15 protein-coding genes and 1 pseudogene are annotated in these 16,146 nt (G+C 74.1%); 4 read left to right on the forward strand and 12 right to left on the reverse strand.

The window, feature by feature from the left end; genetic code table 11:
* Window positions 1-19 precede the first annotated feature (19 nt).
* The 3 genes and pseudogenes from ABZ858_RS08615 to ABZ858_RS08625 all read right to left on the reverse strand — a co-directional run bounded on the left by ABZ858_RS08615 (window position 20) and on the right by ABZ858_RS08625 (window position 2,780).
* On the reverse strand, window positions 20-685 hold the full coding sequence (locus tag ABZ858_RS08615) for a response regulator transcription factor (protein WP_361374067.1): 666 nt from the start codon (window positions 683-685) through the stop codon (window positions 20-22).
* Window positions 682-1,924: pseudogene (locus ABZ858_RS08620) on the reverse strand (sensor histidine kinase). The gene ABZ858_RS08615 and the pseudogene ABZ858_RS08620 overlap by 4 nt, the downstream one beginning before the upstream one ends.
* Before the next feature lie 151 nt (window positions 1,925-2,075).
* Window positions 2,076-2,780: a TetR/AcrR family transcriptional regulator gene (locus ABZ858_RS08625; RefSeq protein WP_361374069.1), complete on the reverse strand. Its 705-nt coding sequence runs from the start codon at window positions 2,778-2,780 to the stop codon at window positions 2,076-2,078.
* 237 nt (window positions 2,781-3,017) lie between these two features.
* On the opposite strand from ABZ858_RS08625, the gene ABZ858_RS08630 reads away from it, so the two are divergent.
* Window positions 3,018-3,470, forward strand: a complete 453-nt coding sequence (locus tag ABZ858_RS08630; RefSeq protein ID WP_361374071.1) for a nitroreductase family deazaflavin-dependent oxidoreductase — start codon at window positions 3,018-3,020, stop codon at window positions 3,468-3,470.
* On the opposite strand, the gene ABZ858_RS08635 is transcribed toward ABZ858_RS08630, so the two are convergent.
* Complete coding sequence (locus ABZ858_RS08635) at window positions 3,460-4,758, reverse strand: geranylgeranyl reductase family protein (RefSeq protein ID WP_361374073.1); 1,299 nt, start codon at window positions 4,756-4,758, stop codon at window positions 3,460-3,462. The genes ABZ858_RS08630 and ABZ858_RS08635 overlap by 11 nt on opposite strands.
* 216 nt (window positions 4,759-4,974) lie before the next feature.
* Here ABZ858_RS08635 and ABZ858_RS08640 point away from each other — a divergent pair, with 216 nt between their 5' ends.
* Both ABZ858_RS08640 and ABZ858_RS08645 read left to right on the forward strand, forming a co-directional pair.
* Entirely contained in the window at window positions 4,975-6,330 is a 1,356-nt protein-coding gene (locus ABZ858_RS08640; RefSeq protein ID WP_361374075.1) for a dipeptidase, read from the forward strand.
* A 70-nt stretch (window positions 6,331-6,400) separates the two neighbouring features.
* Window positions 6,401-7,117 carry an MBL fold metallo-hydrolase gene (locus ABZ858_RS08645; RefSeq protein ID WP_361374077.1) on the forward strand — a complete coding sequence of 239 codons (717 nt, stop codon included), beginning with the start codon at window positions 6,401-6,403 and terminating at the stop codon, window positions 7,115-7,117.
* A 28-nt stretch (window positions 7,118-7,145) separates the two neighbouring features.
* On the opposite strand, the gene ABZ858_RS08650 is transcribed toward ABZ858_RS08645, so the two are convergent.
* The 3 genes from ABZ858_RS08650 to ABZ858_RS08660 form a co-directional block, all read right to left on the reverse strand.
* On the reverse strand, window positions 7,146-8,210 hold the full coding sequence (locus ABZ858_RS08650; RefSeq protein WP_361374079.1) for an NUDIX domain-containing protein: 1,065 nt from the start codon (window positions 8,208-8,210) through the stop codon (window positions 7,146-7,148).
* A gap of 134 nt (window positions 8,211-8,344) precedes the next feature.
* Window positions 8,345-8,542 carry a hypothetical protein gene (locus ABZ858_RS08655; protein WP_361374081.1) on the reverse strand — a complete coding sequence of 66 codons (198 nt, stop codon included), beginning with the start codon at window positions 8,540-8,542 and terminating at the stop codon, window positions 8,345-8,347.
* Window positions 8,543-8,733: 191 nt separating this feature from the next.
* Window positions 8,734-9,687, reverse strand: a complete 954-nt coding sequence (locus ABZ858_RS08660) for an ROK family protein (protein WP_361374083.1) — start codon at window positions 9,685-9,687, stop codon at window positions 8,734-8,736.
* Window positions 9,688-9,886: 199 nt separating this feature from the next.
* Between ABZ858_RS08660 and ABZ858_RS08665 the strand changes: the two genes are divergently transcribed.
* A complete protein-coding gene (locus ABZ858_RS08665; RefSeq protein WP_361374085.1) occupies window positions 9,887-10,948 on the forward strand; it encodes a LacI family DNA-binding transcriptional regulator in 1,062 nt (353 codons plus the stop codon).
* 284 nt (window positions 10,949-11,232) lie between these two features.
* Here ABZ858_RS08665 and ABZ858_RS08670 read toward each other — a convergent pair whose 3' ends face one another.
* From ABZ858_RS08670 to ABZ858_RS08690, 5 genes are all read right to left on the reverse strand, one after another.
* Complete coding sequence (locus tag ABZ858_RS08670) at window positions 11,233-12,537, reverse strand: aldolase/citrate lyase family protein (RefSeq protein WP_361374087.1); 1,305 nt, start codon at window positions 12,535-12,537, stop codon at window positions 11,233-11,235.
* A gap of 273 nt (window positions 12,538-12,810) precedes the next feature.
* The gene (locus tag ABZ858_RS08675) at window positions 12,811-13,773 is read right to left on the reverse strand and encodes an electron transfer flavoprotein subunit alpha/FixB family protein (RefSeq protein ID WP_361374089.1); all 963 of its coding nucleotides are present in this window, start codon (window positions 13,771-13,773) and stop codon (window positions 12,811-12,813) included.
* A gap of 54 nt (window positions 13,774-13,827) precedes the next feature.
* Window positions 13,828-14,613, reverse strand: coding sequence for an electron transfer flavoprotein subunit beta/FixA family protein (locus ABZ858_RS08680; RefSeq protein ID WP_361374091.1), 786 nt, complete (start codon window positions 14,611-14,613; stop codon window positions 13,828-13,830).
* Between the two features lie 221 nt (window positions 14,614-14,834).
* Window positions 14,835-15,353 carry a flavin reductase family protein gene (locus ABZ858_RS08685; RefSeq protein WP_361374523.1) on the reverse strand — a complete coding sequence of 173 codons (519 nt, stop codon included), beginning with the start codon at window positions 15,351-15,353 and terminating at the stop codon, window positions 14,835-14,837.
* Between the two features lie 199 nt (window positions 15,354-15,552).
* The gene (locus ABZ858_RS08690) at window positions 15,553-15,921 is read right to left on the reverse strand and encodes a thioredoxin family protein (protein WP_361374093.1); all 369 of its coding nucleotides are present in this window, start codon (window positions 15,919-15,921) and stop codon (window positions 15,553-15,555) included.
* Between the last annotated feature and the right edge of the window lie 225 nt (window positions 15,922-16,146).

The following is a 16,146-nucleotide window of genomic DNA, read 5'->3' on the forward strand; positions in this document are numbered from 1 at the left end:
GCTCGGCCCGCCCTCGGGCTCAGCCCAGCCAGCCCGGCCGTACCAGCCCCGTCTCGTAGGCCAGGACGACCAGTTGGGCGCGGTCGCGGGCGCCGAGTTTGACCATGGTGCGGCTGACGTGGGTCTTGGCGGTGAGCGGGCTGACCACCAGGCGGCGGGCGATCTCCTCGTTGGACAGGCCGATGCCGACCAGGGCCATGACCTCCCGTTCGCGTTCGGTGAGCCGGGCCAGGGCACCGGCGGTCGCGGGCTCCTTGGAGCGGGCGGCGAACTCGGCGATCAGCCGCCGGGGGACTCCGGGGGACAGCAGGGCGTCGCCGGCGACCACCGCCCGTACCGCGCGCAGCAGTTCGTCGGGCTCGGTGTCCTTGACGAGGAACCCGGAGGCGCCCGAGCGGATCGCCTCGAAGACGTACTCGTCGAGTTCGAAGGTGGTGAGCATGACGACCTTGACGTCCGCCAGGCCGGTGTCGCCGGTGATGCGGCGGGTCGCGGCGAGGCCGTCGAGGACCGGCATGCGGATGTCCATCAGGACCACGCCGGGGCGCAGTGCGCGCACCCCGCGCACGGCCTCCTCGCCGTCGGCGGCCTCCCCGGCGACCTCGATGTCGGGCTGGGCGTCGAGCAGTGCCCGGAACCCGGCCCGCACCAGTGACTGGTCGTCGGCGAGCAGTACGCGGATCACCGGTCCTCCTCGGTCGTCAGGGGAAGGACGGCGAGCACCCGCCAGCCGCCCTCGGGGCGGGCGCCCGCGTCGATGGTGCCGCCGAGCGCGGCGGCTCGCTCCCGCATCCCGGCCAGCCCGTTGCCGCCGCCGCCCGCGTCCGCGCCGGTCGGCGGCCCGTCGTCGTCGATCCGCAGCCGCAGGGTGGTGCCGTCGCGGTCGAGGTGTACGCGGGCGTGCCGCGAACCGGAGTGCCGGACGACGTTGGTCAGGGCCTCCTGGACGATCCGGAAGGCGGCGAGGCCGGTGCCGGGCGGCAGCCGGGGCGGGGTGCCCTCGACGGCGACCGTGAGCCCTGCGGCAGCCGCCTGGTCGGCCAGTTCGGGCAGCCGGTCCAGGCCGGGCGCGGGGGTGCGCGGCGCGGCGCCGGGGGCGCGCAGAGTGCCGAGAACCTGGCGCACCTCGCCGAGCGCCTCCTTGCTGGCGGCCTTGATGGTGGTGAGCGCGGTGCGGGCCTGTTCCGGGTCGCTGTCCAGCAGGGCCAGGCCGACGCCCGCCTGTACGTTGATGACGGAGATGCTGTGGGCGAGGACGTCGTGCAGTTCGCGGGCGATCCGCAGCCGCTCCTCGTCGGCGCGCCGCCGGGCCGCCCGGGCGCGTTCGGCGCGCTGCGCGGCCCACTGCTCGCGGCGGACGCGGGCCGGTTCGGAGACGACGACGACGGCGACCACCCAGGTGGCGACGGCGAGTTCCTGCCCCCAGGTGGAGGCGGCGTCGCCGGCCGGCGGCAGCCACCGGTACAGCCACAGCGCGATCAGCGCGTGCCCGGCCCACAGCAGTCCCACCGCCGTTCAGGCGGCCCGCCGGTGCCCGGCGACGACGGCGCCGAAGCAGCCGACGGCGACGGTCAGGAACACGGGCCCGTACGGGTATCCGGCGGCGAGGTAGGCGAGGGTGGCGAGGGCCGTCCCGTACACGACGGCCACCGGGCGCCGGTGGCGCCACAGCAGCAGTGCGCAGGCCACGGCCAGCAGCGCGTACGCGGACGCGTCCAGCGGCTCGCGCGGGCCGCCGTGCCCGCCGTGCTGCGCCCGGGCCGCGAACCGGGAGCCGACGATCACGACGGCGGTGCACAGCGCGGTGGACGCCCAGGGCCACCGGGCCGCCGGGCCGCCGCTCCTCGTCCGCGCGGTGCCACCACGGGGGCCCGTGGTGCCACCACCGCGGCGGCCCGCCCCGGGACCCGCGCTGCTCGTCCATGCCGCCACGCTGGACGTCCGGCGGCACCGGGCGCGTCCGCCCGCCGACGTGCTCACCCGTACTCCCGGGGAAGTACGGCCGGGAAGCGTGGCCGCGGAGGTACGGCCGGTGCAGTACGGCCGCCCATCGGCACGGCGCCGGGACGGCCGGCTCAGGGCTCCAGGCCCAGTCCCACCCCCTGCGCGAGCCGGACCGCCGCCTGCCGGAAGAACGTCTCGCGGTCCTCCACCACCCGGTTGAACTGCCCGAACAGCTCGAAGCCGACCAGTCCGTACAGCTGCGCCCAGGCGGCGACGAGGGCGGCCGTCGCCCCGGGGGGCAGCCCGGGCGCGAAGTCGGCGGTCATCCGCTCGGCCTCCGCGCGCAGCGCCTCGGGGAGCGCGGGCACGGTCAGGGCGCCCTGTCCGTGGGCGTCGCGGACGATGCCGATGAGGAGCAGGCCGACGCGGGCCGCGGCCGGCACGGTGGCCTGCGGCGCGGTGTAGCCGGGCACGGGCGAGCCGTAGATGAGGGCGTACTCGTGCGGGTGGGCGAGCGCCCAGCCGCGCACCGCCTCGCACACCGTGGTCCAGCGCTCCGCCGGCGGCGCCCCGGCCACCGTGTGGTGCGCGGTCTCCGCGGCCTCGCCCAGCGAGTCGTAGGCGTCGATGATCAGCGCGGTGAGCAGGTCGTCGCGGCTGGGGAAGTACCGGTACAGCGCGGAGGAGACCATGCCCAGCGCGCGGGCCACGGCGCGCAGGGAGAGCTTGGCGGCGCCGTCGGCGGCGAGCTGGGCGCGGGCCTCGTCCTTGATGGCCGCGGTGATCTCCGTCCTGGCCCGGGCGCGGGCGCCCTGCGCGGTGTTCCTGGGGTTCATGGGGAGGAGTCTGCCACGGAACGGGAGCGGCGCACACGTATCGGAGCAGTGCACGCAGAAGAAAGCGGCGCACACAGAGGGAAGCGGCGCACGCAGAAGGAAGCGGTGCACGCAGAAGGAAGCGGTGCACAGAAATAAGAGCAGTGCTCTTGCAAGGGAGCACCACTCCCGTGCACACTGTTCTCGAACGAGAGCACTGCTCTCCCGCATCTCCGAACGATCCGTGGGGGTCACCCAATGTCGTCGTCGCCGTACTACCTCAAGAGCAGCCCGCTGAACGCCCGCCTGAACGGCGTGATCGGATGGCTGGCCCGGCACGGGCTGAGCCTGGCCGGCTCGGCCGAGCTGTCCGTGCGCGGCCGCAAGAGCGGCACCCTGCAGCGCATCCCGGTCAACCCGCACACCCACGAGGGGGCGCAGTATCTGGTCTCGGCCCGTGGCCACTCCCAGTGGGTGCGCAACATGCGCGCCGCGGGCGGCGGTCAGCTGCGGGTGGGACGCAAGGTCCGCGAGTTCACCGTGGTGGAGCTTCCCGACGCCGAGAAGCTCCCGGTCCTGCGGACCTACCTGGAGCGGTGGGGCTGGCAGGTCGACCAGTTCTTCCAGGGCGTCACCGCCCGCTCCTCCGACGAGGAGATCGCCGCGGCCGCCGCCGACCACCCGGTCTTCCGCGTCACGGTCACGGAGTGACCGCGGCCCCCGTGTCCTCGGCGCCCTCGCCGTTCTCGCCGTCCTCGGTGGCCTCGGCGTCCTCCGCGACGGACGCGGCCGGGCGCCGGTCCATCAGGGACAGGGCGCGCTGGGCGATCGGATGGGTACGGACCAGCTCGCCCAGCGAGGTCGACCCCTGGGTGATCTCCTTGAACGCCTTCCAGGCGGGCCGGAAACCGGTCAGCGCGGCGTGGAAGAGGCCGGGGCGGCGCTCGAAGGCCGCCAGCATCCGGCGGCCGACGGCCATCTCGACGCCGAGGCCCGCCTTGATCGCGAACGCGTAGTTCAGCGCCTGGCGCCGGGCGTCCACCGCGTCGTGGGCCTCGGCGATCCGCACCGCCCACTCCCCCGCGAGCCGCCCGGACCTCAGCGCGAAGGAGATGCCCTCGCGGGTCCACGGCTCCAGCATGCCCGCCGCGTCCCCGCACACCAGCACGCGCCCGCGCGACAGCGGCGAGTCGTCGGCACGGCACCGCGTCAGATGCCCGGAGGAGACCGCCGGTTCAAAACCGGCCAGCCCCAGCCGGGCGACGAAGTCCTCCAAGTACCGCTTGGTGGCGGCGCCCTCGCCGCGGGCCGAGATGACCCCGACCGTCAGCGTGTCGTCCTTGGGGAAGACCCAGCCGTAACTGCCGGGCATCGGCCCCCAGTCGATCAGGACGCGCCCGCGCCAGTCCGCGGCGACCGTCTCGGGCACCGGGATCTCCGCCTCCAGGCCGAGGTCCACCTGATCGAGCTTGACGCCGACATGGGCCCCTATGCGGCTGGCGCTGCCGTCGGCGCCGACCACCGCGCGGGCGAGCACCGTCGCGCCGCCCTGGAGCACCACGGCGACCGTGCGCCGGTCGGGCACCGCCGAACCGTGCTGCTCGACCCGCACCACGGTGGCCCCGGTGCGCAGTTCGGCGCCCGCCTTCTGCGCGTGCTCGACCAGCTGCTGGTCGAACTCGGGCCGGTTGATCAGGCCGAACAGCATCTGCCGGGAACGGCGGGTGCGGGTGAAACGGCCGTTGTGGGAGAAGGTGACCGCGTGCACCCGGTCCTTGAGCGGCAGCTCGAAGCCGGGCGGCAACGAGTCGCGCGAGGGGCCGATGATCCCGCCGCCGCAGGTTTTGTACCGCGGCAGTTCCGCCTTCTCCAGCAGCAGTACGCGCCGCCCCGCGACCGCCGCCGCGTAGGCGGCCGAGGCCCCCGCGGGTCCCGCGCCCACCACGACGACGTCCCACACCTGCTGCACGTCGTCCGCTGAAGAGTTCTCGCTGCTCACGATGGTCTACCGCTCCACATCAAGCCGGCTGCCGCTGCTGTCCCTGGCATCCTACGGGGGCTGCCGCCGGGGCCCGCTGTGGGAGGATCGGCAGCGGGCGCGTCCCGTATCCCGGGCCCGCGCCTACGCTGACACGATCATCCGGAACACAGAAGTGCTCGCGCGGCACCGCCGAAGTGCTCACGAGTGCGACTCGCACCCACAAGGAGCGTGCCCATGTCGTCGAATCCGGTCGCCGAGACCGTCGCCTCCCTGCTGCCCAGGGCCCGCGCGGAACTGGCCGAGCTGGTGGCCTTCAAGTCGGTGGCGGACTTCGACCAGTACCCGAGGAGCGAGAGCGAGGGCGCCGCGCGGTGGGTCGCCGACGCGCTGCGCGCCGAGGGCTTCACCGACGTGGCCCTCCTCGACACCCCGGACGGCACCCAGTCGGTGTACGGCCACCTGCCCGGCCCCGAGGGCGCCAGGACGGTCCTGCTGTACGCCCACTACGACGTGCAGCCGCCACTCGACGAGGCCGCCTGGGCCACCCCGCCCTTCGAGCTGACCGAGCGCGACGGCCGCTGGTACGGACGCGGCGCGGCCGACTGCAAGGGCGGGATCATCATGCACCTGCTCGCGCTGCGCGCCCTCAAGGCCGACGGCGGCATACCGGTCGCCGTCAAGGTGATCGCCGAGGGCTCGGAGGAGCAGGGCACCGGCGGCCTGGAGCGCTACGCCGAACAGCACCCGGAGCTGCTGGCGGCCGACGCCGTGGTGATCGGCGACACCGGCAACTTCCGCGTCGGCCTGCCGACCGTCACCAGCACCCTGCGCGGCATGACCATGCTCCGCGTCGAGGTGGACACCCTCGAAGGCAACCTGCACTCCGGCCAGTTCGGCGGCGCCGCCCCCGACGCGCTCGCCGCGCTGATCCGCGTCCTGGACTCGCTGCGCGCCGAGGACGGTTCGACCACCGTCGACGGCCTGGGCGCCGACGCCGCCTGGGACGGCCTGCAGTACGACGAGGAGCAGTTCCGCAAGGACGCCAAGGTGCTGGACGGCGTGGAGCTGACCGGCTCGGGCACGGTCGCCGACCGCATCTGGGCCCGGCCGGCCGTCACCGTCATCGGCATCGACTGCCCGCCGGTCGTCGGCGCCACCCCGTCCGTGCAGGCCGGTGCCCGCGCGCTGGTCAGCCTGCGGGTGCCGCCGGGCGTGGACGCGGCCGAGGCGACCAAGCTGCTCCAGGCCCACCTGGAGGCACACACCCCGTGGGGCGCCCGGGTGCGCACCACGCAGATCGGCCAGGGCCAGCCCTTCCGCGCCGACACCACCAGCCCGGCGTACCAGGCGATGGCCGACGCGATGGCGGTCGCCTACCCCGGCGAGGAACTCCAGTACGCCGGGCAGGGCGGCTCCATCCCGCTGTGCAACACCCTCGCCGCGCTGTACCCGCAGGCGGAGATCCTGCTCATCGGCCTGAGCGAGCCGGAGGCGCAGATCCACGCGGTGAACGAGAGCGTCTCGCCCGAGGAGCTGGAGCGGCTGTCGGTCGCCGAGGCGCTGTTCCTGCGCAACTACGCGGCCGGCTGAGCGTCCCGCCGCGCTCTGCCGACAGCGAAGGGCCCTCGCCGTACGGCGGGGGCCCTTCTACGGTCGTGCCATGGACGTCGTGGAGATCCTTCCCCGCCTGTGCCTGCTGCGCTTCGCCGTGGGCCAGGCGTACCTGTGGCGTGACGGGGACGCGCTGACCCTGGTCGACGCCGGTGCCCGGGGCGCGGGCGCGGCGATCGCCGGGGCCGTCCGGTCCCTCGGGCACGACCTCGCGGACGTACGGCGGATCGTGCTCACCCACTTCCACGAGGACCACGCGGGCGGCGCCGGCGAACTGGCCGGCCTGTGCGGGGCCGAGGTGCTGGCCCACCGTCTGGACGCGCCGGTGGTCCGGGGTGAGGCGCCGGGGCCGCCGCCGGTGTTCGAGGACTGGGAGCGCCCTCTGCACGCCGAGGCCGTCAAGCACCTGCCCCGAGGAGAGCCCCGGCGCCCGGCGCGGGTCACCGGGCTCTGCGACGGCGACGTGCTCGACTTCGGCGGCGGCGCCCGCGTCGTGCACGCCCCCGGGCACACCCACGGCAGCATCGCGCTGCATCTCCCGCGCCACGGCGTCCTGTTCACCGGCGACGCGATCGCCGCCTCGCCGGTCGACGGCACGGTCGTGCCGGGCGTCTTCAACCTCGACCGGGACCGCGTCCTCGCCTCCTTCCGGCGGCTCGCCGCGCTGGACACGGACGTGGCCTGCTTCGGGCACGGCGACCCGGTGACCGCACGGGCCGGGGAGCGGCTGCGCCGGGCGGCGGGGACGTATGAGGGGTCCTGCTGAGGCCGTGGACCAGGGCCTCCCGCCCGGATCAGGCCGGGTCGGGGAGCCCGCCGACCGGAACCCCGCCCTCCAGGTAGACCGCCGCGCCCCGCTCCCGGGCCCGCAGCGCCCAGCGCAGCCGCCGGTAGCGGACGGGCGGCAGGAGCGTCTCGGCCTCCCGCTCGGTGACGAAGCGGCAGGCGCGCAGTTCGGGCCCGGGCAGCAGCAGCCGGCCGGCCGTCGCGGAGTCCAGCCGCCCGCCGTCGAAGAGCAGCCGCAGTCCCCCGAAGCCGGGGGGCGCCGGCGGTTCCCAGTCGACGACGAGCATCCGGGGCACCTCCTCCAGCCGTATCCCGGTCTCCTCGGCGACCTCGCGCATCCCCGCGCGGGCGGGGGCCTCGCCGGGTTCGACGACGCCGCCGGGGAACTCCCAGCCCGGCTTGTAGGTGGGGTCGACGAGCAGCACCCGGTCCGCTTCGTCGAAGAGCAGCACGCCGGAGGCGACGGTCTCGCCGGTGGGCTCGGGCGTCTGCACGATGTCGCACGCGGGTACGGCGTCGCTGCCGAGGGCCGCGGCGATGCGGACGGCCGACTCGCGCGGGGTGAGCACGCTGGTGTCGACGAGATGGGCGTCGGCGGCGAGCCAGGAGGAGAGCGCGGCGCGGTAGGGCTCGATGTGGTCGTAGCACCACTGGCGTATCCGCAGATCGGCGTCGGGCTGGTCGGACGGCAGGGGGCGGCCGGCTATCCGCTCCCGCAGGATCGTTTCGGCCGGGGCGAGCAGGATGTGCCGGACGGTGATGCGCCGGGCGGCGAGGCCGCCGAAGATCTCGTCGCGGTACTCCTGGCGCAGCAGGGTCATGGGGACCACGAGGGTGCCGCCCAGTTCGGCGAGGAGCGCGGCCGCCGTGTCGATCACCAGCCGGCGCCAGATCGGCAGGTCCTGGAAATCCCCGGCCTCGGCCAGGTGCTTGGGCGGCAGGAGGTGGTGCGTGAGCGCGCCGCCGATGACCTCGGGGTCGAAGAGCGTGCTGTTCGGGATCAGGTCGATCAGTTCCCCCGCGGTGGTGGTCTTCCCCGCACCGAACGTGCCGTTGATCCAGACGACGGTCACTGGTCCCCCTCTTCTGTTGGCCCCCAGAGGCTTGCCCGCTCCACCCTGCCACGGAAACCAGGCCCAGTTGAGGGCGGCACGCACGGCGGCGCCGGCCCTCCGCGCGGGGAGGGCCGGCGCCGCCGTGTCCTGCCTCAGCCGGTGTGCCCCGGCGCGGCGTCCTCGTCCATGGCGAAACTGTCGTGGCTGACGAGGTGGTCCACGGTGCCGACGGTGTCCTGCACGCCCAGCTCACCGAGCGCGCCGCGGTCGGCGGCGTGCGACGGGCTGACGGCGGCCACCACGAAACCGGTGGCGAGGGAGGCGAGGGCGAGCATGCTGCGCTTCTTCATACCTGGGTCAACGGCGCGGCCCACGGGTTGGTCACGGTGGCACGGCCAGGACCCACGCCAAGGGACCCACGCAGGATCCACGCCAAGGGACCCACGCAGGACCCGCGCCACGGGACCCGAGCCCGGCCCCTGCGCCCTTCGCGGGAAGGTTTCCCGGGGCGCCCGGACGGCAGCCCCCGGTCCCCCGGTCCTCACACCCCGGCGGCCGTCGCGTTCTCCCGCCTGGTGAGCGCCGCGGCCGCCGCTCCCACCAGGCCCGCGTCCGTGCCCATCCGGGCCGGTACGACCGTCAGGTGCTGCACGAAGGAGAGGGTGGCGTAGTCGGACAGGGCCCTGCGCAGCGGGCCGAACAGCACGTCCCCCGCCTTGCCCACTCCCCCGCCGACGACCGCGATGTCGATCTCGACCAGGGTGGCGGTCGCGGCGATGCCCGCGGCCAGCGCCCGGGCGGCGCGCTCGAAGGAGGCCACGGCGACGGGGTCGCCGGCGCGCGCCGCGACGGCCACCGCGGCGGCCGAGGTGTCATCGTCAGGACCGGGCCGCCAGCCGTTCTCCAGCGCCCGGCGGGCGATGTTCGGGCCGCTGGCGATGCGCTCCACGCACCCGCGCGAGCCGCACGGGCACGCGTCGCCGTCCAGGTCGACGCTGATGTGGCCGATGTGCCCGGCGTTGCCGGTCGGCCCGGTGTGCAGCCGGCCGCCCAGGACCAGGCCGCCGCCGACCCCGGTGGAGACCACCATGCACAGCGCGTTGTCGTGGCCGCGCGCGGCGCCCTGCCAGTGCTCGGCCGCCGTGATGGCCACCCCGTCGCCGATCAGCTCCACGGGCAGCCCGCCGGCCGCGGCCCGGGCCCGCTCGACGAGCGGGTACGCGCGCCAGCCCGGCACGTTGACCGGGCTGACCGTACCGGCGGAGGCGTCCACCGGTCCCGCGCTGCCGATGCCCAGCGCCGTGGCCCGTTCCCACAGCGACGACGCGCTCAGCTCGCCGAGCACGTCCCGCACGGCCCGCATGACGGTCTCGCCGTCCTGCCGGGCCGGGGTCGGGCGCTGGGCGCGCACCAGGATGCTGCCCTGGCCGTCCACCAGCGCTCCGGCGATCTTGGTGCCGCCGATGTCGAGCGCGGCCACGAGGTCGGTGTGCATCAGAGTCAGTTCTCCCCGTCAACCAGGAACCAGAAAGGTGCCGCAGCCCGGCCTCGTGGTGGGGGCGCAGGCCGGAGTGCGCCCGGACAGTCTCTCGCGTCTCTGACAACGTTGTCCAGGCTCTATGCTCGTCGCCACATCCTCATACGCATCGGACCGACCAGCTCTCCCCGTGGACGACAGGACAGGACGCCGTATCGTGCCAGAGACCGCCCGCCGAGAAGAACGCCCCGCCGACCGTGTCGCCGGGACACGCTACGGCAACCGCCCGACCATGAAGGACGTGGCGGCCCGGGCCGGCGTGGGCCTCAAGACCGTCTCCCGGGTCGTCAACGGCGAGCCCGGGGTCACCCCGGACACCGAGCGGCGCGTCCAGGAGGCCATCGACGCGCTCGGCTTCCGCCGCAACGACAGCGCGCGGGTGCTGCGCAAGGGGCGTACGGCGAGCATCGGGCTGATCCTGGAGGATCTGGCGGACCCGTTCTACGGGCCGCTGAGCCGCGCGGTGGAGGAGGTCGCCCGGGCGCACGGCGCGCTGCTCATCAACGGCTCCAGCGCGGAGGACCCGGACCGCGAGCAGGAACTGGCGCTGGCGCTGTGCGCGCGGCGGGTGGACGGGCTGGTGGTCATTCCCGCCGGTGACGACCACCGGTACCTGGAGCCGGAGATCAAGGCCGGTGTCGCCACCGTGTTCGTGGACCGTCCGGCCGGGCGGATCGACGCCGACGTGGTGCTGTCGGACAACTTCGGCGGCGCCCGTGACGGCGTGGCGCACCTGATCGCGCACGGCCACCGCCGGATCGGCTTCATCGGTGACATGCCGCGCATCCACACCGCCGCCGAGCGCCTGCGCGGTTACCGGGCGGCGATGGAGGACGCGGGCATAGCCGTCGAGGACTCCTGGATGTCGTTGGGGGTCACCGATCCGGAACGGGTGCGGCGGGCGGCCGAGGCGATGCTGTCCGGGCCGGAGCCGGTCACCGCCGTCTTCACGGGCAACAACCGGGTGACGGTCACCGTCATCCGCGTGCTGGCCGGACTGCCGCGGCCGGTCGCCCTGGTCGGCTTCGACGACATCGAGCTGGCCGATCTGCTCCAGCCGGGCGTGACGGTCGTCGCCCAGGACGCGGCGGCCCTCGGCCGGACCGCCGCCGAGCGTCTCTTCCGCCAGCTCGACGGCACCCTGCTGGCCCCCGAGCGCGTCGAACTGCCGACCCGGCTGGTCCAGCGCGGCTCGGGTGAGCTGCGGCCGCCGGCCTGAGCAACCGCGGCACCCGGCCCGCCGGCCCGCCCACCGGGACGGCGGGCGGGCCGGGCAGCGTACGACGCGGAGCACCCGTAGGTGCGAGGGGTGCGCGTACGTGGAGGCGTACGCCGGGCGTGTGCGCGGGCGTACGCCTCTGCGCGTGTGGTTCGGCCCTGCGTGCGTACGTACGGCCGCCGTACACGCGCAGAGGGCGTGACCTCACGGCGGAACCCGTGAGGTCACGCCCCCTCGGAGCGCTCGTAGTGCAGAGCGGAGTACTCGGCGGAGGACCTCGCGGACTACTTGGCGGAGGCAGTCAGGTCGCCGCGCCGAGGGGCGGAGAAGCTCTCCAGGTCGGCGCGGGTGAGGCCGGTGAGGCGGGCCACCTCGGCGATGTCGAGGGCGCCGCAGTCCAGGCCGCGCAGCAGGTAGCCGCTGAGCGCCTTGGCCGTGGCGGGCTCGTCCATCACGTCGCCGCCGGCCCGGTTGGCGTACCGGGCGAGACGGGCGGCAGCCTGCTCGAAGCCCTCGCGGTAGAAGGCGAAGACGGCCGCGTACCGGGTGGGGATGTGGCCGGGGTGCATGTCCCAGCCCTGGTAGTAGGCGCGGGCCAGGGCGCGGCGGGTGAGGCCGTAGTGCAGCCGCCAGGCGTCGTGGACCTTCTCGGTGGGGCCGACCGGCAGGACGTTGGTGGAGCCGTCCGAGACGCGTACGCCGGTGCCGGCCGCGGCGACCTGCATGACCGCCTTGGCGTGGTCGGCGGCCGGGTGGTCGCTGGCCTGGTAGGCGGCGGAGACGCCGAGGCAGGCGCTGTAGTCGAAGGTGCCGTAGTGCAGTCCGGTGGCGCGGCCCTCGGCCGCCTGGATCATCCGGGCCACGGCGGCGGTGCCGTCGGCGGCGAGGATGGACTGGCTGGTCTCGATCTGGATCTCGAACCCGAGGCGCCCGGCGTCCAGGCCGTGGGCCTTCTCGAACGCCTCCAGGAGCCGCACCATCGCGGTGACCTGCTCGGGGTAGGTGACCTTCGGCAGCGTCAGGACCAGCCCGTCGGGCAGTCCGCCGGCCTGCATCAGGCCGCTGAGGAAGACGTCGAGGGTGCGGATGCCCCGGTCGCGTACCGGCGCCTCCATGCACTTCATCCGGATGCCCATGCAGGGGGCGGCCGTGCCCTTCGCGTACGCCTCGGCGACGAGCCGGGCCGCGCGGGCGGCGGCCTGGTCCTCCTCGGCGTCGGGGCGCGGCCCGTAGCCGTCCTCGAAGTCGATGCGCAGGTCTTCGATCGGCTCGCGCTCCAGCTTGGCGCGGACGCGGGAGTACACCGGCTCGGCCAGTTCGTCGCCCAGGCCGAGGACGGCGGCGAAGGAGGCGGCGTCCGGGGCGTGCTCGTCGAGGGCCGCCAGGGCCCGGTCGCCCCAGGAGCGCAGGGTGCCGGCGTCGAAGGCGTCGCCGGGGACGTAGACGGTGTGGACGGGCTGGCGGGTCCCCGGGTCGCCCGGGTAGTGGCGCTCCAGCTCGGCGTCGACCGGCGCGAGGGAGGCGCTGATCTCCTCGCTGACGGCGCCCGCGAGGCTGGTCGCCACCGTCTCCTGCTGGCCCTGACCCATTTCCACACCCTCCTGTTTTTCCGCTGTACGGAATCAAGAATCCGCAGTACGAAGTTATCCGTGGAGCTTCCCGCTGGTCAACACCTGTCCGCAGCCTGAACCCGCGCCGGGCCCCGGACAACCGGGAAGCCGGGGAACCGGAAACCGGGACAGGACGGTCCCGTCACCGGGGACGCTCCGGGCGTGGAAGGGGAACAGACCGAGGCCCCCGTGACCGGGCCGGGTCACAGGGGCCTCGTACAGCACGCACCGGGTCCGAGCCGGCGGGGAGGATCAGCCCTTGCGGGTCTTGATCTCGTCGGTCAGCTGCGGGACGACCTCGAAGAGGTCGCCGACCACGCCGTAGTCGACCAGGTCGAAGATCGGCGCCTCGGCGTCCTTGTTCACCGCGACGATCGTCTTCGACGTCTGCATGCCGGCGCGGTGCTGGATCGCGCCCGAGATGCCGTTGGCGATGTACAGCTGCGGCGAGACCGACTTGCCGGTCTGGCCGACCTGGTTGGTGTGCGGGTACCAGCCCGCGTCCACCGCGGCGCGCGAGGCGCCGACGGCCGCGCCGAGGGAGTCGGCCAGCGCCTCGATGAGCGCGAAGTTCTCCGCGCCGTTGACGCCTCGGCCGCCGGAGACCACGATCGCGGCCTCGGTCAGCTCCGGACGGCCCGTCGACTCGCGCGGCGTACGGCCGGTCACCTTGGTGCCGGTCGCCTGCGCGGAGAAGGACACGGACAGGGCCTCGACCGCGCCGGCGGCCGGGGCGGCCTCCACGGCGGCGCTGTTCGGCTTGACCGTGATGACCGGGGTGCCCTTGGCGACACGGGACTTGGTGGTGAAGGAGGCGGCGAACACCGACTGCGTGGCCACCGGGCCCTCCTCGCCGGCCTCCAGGTCGACGGCGTCGGTGATGATGCCCGAACCGATGCGCAGCGCGAGGCGGGCGGCGATCTCCTTGCCCTCCGCGGAGGAGGGGACCAGGACGGCGGCCGGGGAGACGGCCTCGACGGCGGCCTGCAGCGCGTCCACCTTGGGGACGACCAGGTAGTCGGCGTACTCGGCGGCGTCGTGGGTGAGGACCTTCACCGCGCCGTGCTCGGCGAGGGCGGCGGCGGTGTCGGCGGCGCCATTGCCGAGGGCGACGGCGACCGGCTCGCCGACGCGGCGGGCCAGGGTCAGCAGCTCCAGGGTGGGCTTGCGGACGGCACCGTCCAGGTGATCGACGTAGACGAGAACTTCAGCCATGGGACTTCTTCTCTCCTGCTGTGCGAAGTATGAGGGGCGGTCTGCGGGCGGGAGCTAGATGAACTTCTGGCCCGCGAGGAACTCGGCGAGCTGCTTGCCGCCCTCGCCCTCGTCCTTGACGATCGTGCCCGCGGTGCGGGCCGGGCGCTCGGTGGCCGACGCGACCGCGGTGTACGCGTTCTCCAGGCCGACCTCGTCCGCGTCGATGTCCAGGTCGGACAGGTCCCAGGACTCCACCGGCTTCTTCTTCGCCGCCATGATGCCCTTGAAGGAGGGGTAGCGGGCCTCACCCGACTGGTCGGTGACCGACACGACGGCCGGCAGGGACGCCTCAAGCTGCTCGGAGGCGGCGTCGCCGTCGCGGCGGCCCTTGACCGTGCCGTCCTCGACCGAGACCTCGGAGAGCAGGGTGACCTGCGGGACACCCAGGCGCTCGGCCAGCAGCGCCGGGACCACGCCCATGGTGCCGTCGGTGGAGGCCATGCCGGAGATCACCAGGTCGTAGCCGGCCTTCTCGATCGCCTTGGCCAGCACCAGCGAGGTGCCGATGGCGTCGGTGCCGTGCAGGTCGTCGTCCTCGACGTGGATCGCCTTGTCCGCGCCCATCGACAGCGCCTTGCGCAGCGCGTCCTTGGCGTCCTCGGGGCCCACCGTCAGGACCGTGACCTCGGCGTCGTCGGCGTCCTCGGCGATCTGCAGCGCCTGTTCGACCGCGTACTCGTCCAGCTCGGAGAGCAGACCGTCCACATCGTCACGGTCGACGGTCAGGTCATCGGCGAAGTGCCGGTCGCCAGTGGCGTCGGGCACGTACTTCACAGTGACAACGATCCTCAAGCTCACGCCGGCTCTCCTACTGCATCGTCATTGGGGGCTGCCTTCTGGAGGCAGCATAGGCGCCTCAAGCGGCCGATCCCGGTCGGGGCGACCCCGCGCTCCGAGCGGAATATTACTCGTCAGTACACCTAGTTCTTTCCCGCTAAGCAAGCGCTTTGAACTGTGACCTTCGCAACGCAGCGTAACCGGAACTCGACGGCTCCGCAGGCGCGGCGGCGCAGCCGGGTTCAGTCGCGCAGGCCGTTGAAGCGGCCCTGGTGGTAGACGAGGGGGCGCCCGGTGCCGGCCGGGTCGCCGGAGAGCACCTCGGCGATCACGATCCGGTGGTCGCCCGCCGGGACCCGCGCGACGATCCGGCAGACCAGCCAGGCGAGCACGCCGTCCAGGACGGGCACTCCCTCGGGGCCCTCGCGCCAGGAGGTGGGCGCCCCGAAGCGGTCGGCGCCGCTGCGGGCGAAGGTGGCGGCCAGGTCCTCCTGGTGCTCGCCGAGTAGGTGGACGCCGATGTGGTCGCTGCGCGAGATCGCCGGCCAGCTGGAGGCACCGGTGCCGACCCCGAAGGAGACCAGGGGCGGCTCGGCGGACACGGACGTCAGGGAGGTGGCGGTGAAACCGGCCGGTCCCTGGGTACCGCGCGCGGTGATCACGGCGACGCCCGCCGCGTGCCGCCGGAAGACGGACCGCAGCAGCTCGGGGGCGGCGGGCCGGCGGTCGGCACAGGCGGCGAGGTCGGACGGGGCCGTCATGGAGTTGTCCTTCTGGTGGTGGGACACGTCGGTTCCGCGGCTGCTCAGCAGCCCGGACAGCGCGCGCTCGCGGTGCGGGCCAGGCCGGCGTGGACGCGCCCGAAGAGAAGGTGTTCCCAAGGCATACGGTCAGGCTGACGAGAGGTGGCATGCTCAGTCAAGTGCGTGCCGCGACATGGGAGAAGCCTCACGGTCCCGGTCACGGGGTCCGGACCGCTTCCCCGAGGGCGGCGATGACGTCCGCCCGGCGCGGCTGCCCGGTGGCCCGCCGCACGATACGGCCCCCGGCGTCCAGGACGAGCACGGTCGGGGTCTTGCGGACGTCCAGCTCGCGGACGAGTGCCAGGCGGTCCTCGGCGTCGATCTCGACATGGATGACGCCCGGGACCATGGCGGCCACCTCGTCCAGCACCCGGCGGGTGGCCCGGCAGGGGGCGCAGAAGGCGGTGGAGAACTGCACCAGCGTGGCCCGCTCGCCCAGGCCGCCGGGCAGTTCGGCGGGGCCGAGCCGCCGCTCCTGGTCGTGTCCGCGCACCCGTGTCCTCCTGTGTCCGTTCGCCCGCCGCACGGTGTCGTACCGTCACCTCGTTCCAGCGCGCGCACGGCCGGGGTCATTCCCGCGGGCGGTCCCCGCGGCCGCTGGGCCGACGTGACGAGGATCTCGCCGTGGACGGGCACGGGGACTGGCTCCCCGGCCGTTCTTCGGGCACGATCTGCGACATGCCGTAAACCTACGGCAGCGTAACTTCCGCCGGGACTCCCCTCCCCGGCGAACAGAAGGGTCCGCCCCGCC

Source organism: Streptomyces sp. NPDC047017 (assembly GCF_040644175.1).
Lineage (GTDB): Bacteria > Actinomycetota > Actinomycetes > Streptomycetales > Streptomycetaceae > Streptomyces.

Coding starts and splice junctions, on each gene's coding strand:
- ABZ858_RS08625 (WP_361374069.1), bottom strand. CDS start 2,780: ATGAACCCCAGGAACACCGCGCAGGGCGCCCGCGCCCGGGCCAGGACG.
- ABZ858_RS08630 (WP_361374071.1), top strand. CDS start 3,018: ATGTCGTCGTCGCCGTACTACCTCAAGAGCAGCCCGCTGAACGCCCGC.
- ABZ858_RS08640 (WP_361374075.1), top strand. CDS start 4,975: ATGTCGTCGAATCCGGTCGCCGAGACCGTCGCCTCCCTGCTGCCCAGG.
- ABZ858_RS08645 (WP_361374077.1), top strand. CDS start 6,401: ATGGACGTCGTGGAGATCCTTCCCCGCCTGTGCCTGCTGCGCTTCGCC.
- ABZ858_RS08655 (WP_361374081.1), bottom strand. CDS start 8,542: ATGAAGAAGCGCAGCATGCTCGCCCTCGCCTCCCTCGCCACCGGTTTC.
- ABZ858_RS08660 (WP_361374083.1), bottom strand. CDS start 9,687: ATGCACACCGACCTCGTGGCCGCGCTCGACATCGGCGGCACCAAGATC.
- ABZ858_RS08670 (WP_361374087.1), bottom strand. CDS start 12,537: ATGGGTCAGGGCCAGCAGGAGACGGTGGCGACCAGCCTCGCGGGCGCC.
- ABZ858_RS08675 (WP_361374089.1), bottom strand. CDS start 13,773: ATGGCTGAAGTTCTCGTCTACGTCGATCACCTGGACGGTGCCGTCCGC.
- ABZ858_RS08685 (WP_361374523.1), bottom strand. CDS start 15,353: ATGACGGCCCCGTCCGACCTCGCCGCCTGTGCCGACCGCCGGCCCGCC.